This is a genomic window from Alcanivorax sp. HI0044, from assembly GCF_001634945.1.
This window is the reverse complement of the sequence record NZ_LWEZ01000765.1, coordinates 1-642: the sequence shown is the minus strand read 5'-3', so window position 1 is coordinate 642 and position 642 is coordinate 1. Positions and strand designations below refer to the sequence as shown.

Annotated in this window: 2 protein-coding genes; both read left to right on the top strand. The window is 51.4% G+C overall.

The annotated features are described in order from the left end of the window. Positions 1-475 (top strand): inovirus Gp2 family protein (locus tag A3730_RS09145; RefSeq protein WP_156501105.1); only part of this gene is annotated, 475 nt, incomplete at its 5' end. A 49-nt stretch (positions 476-524) separates the two neighbouring features. Continuing rightward, on the top strand, positions 525-642 hold a 118-nt coding region (locus tag A3730_RS29600), incomplete at its 3' end, for an AlpA family phage regulatory protein (RefSeq protein WP_369819056.1).

Sequence of the window (642 nt, the reverse complement as noted above, 5' to 3'; positions counted from 1 at the left end):
CAACTCTCTTCGTTCGCAGATCAGGTGCGACTCGAAGCGTAAGCGCGGCCAGGGAAAACGGGTTCATGACTGCCATGTTCGTATGATCTGGTGTCGCGAGTTCGGTGGGGAAGGGCAGCCCCATTATCATATTGCCATTATGGTCAATAGGGATGCTTACTCCGCGTTGGGGCGTATCTTAGGTCAGCAAGAGCCGGACTTCCCCTGGTGGTTGGCGGAAGAACAAGCAGTTAGCAACATGGCAGAGCGTATTCAGCGAGCTTGGGGTCGCACTCTTGGTCTGACTGGGAGTCAAGGAATCGGTTTAGTCCATTTCCCTGATAGCCCGGTCCAGCTGATTTCAAAAGGATCGTCTATGTATACCGCGCAATATCATGAGGTGTTCAGGCGCATGAGCTACTTGGCAAAGGTGGATACCAAGCTTTATGACGATGGGTTTAGGAACTTTGGCTGTAGCCAGAGAGGAGGTGAGTAAGTTTTTACGTTGCTGCGCTATCGCATGAACGAATGACGAGGAGAATTTCATGCGATTCATGAGGCTAACAGAAGTGATACGAGATACCGGTCTTGGCCGTTCTTCGATCTACAAGCGTATTGCTGAGGGTGTATTCCCCAAGCCAGTACCGCTTGGTGGAAGAACGG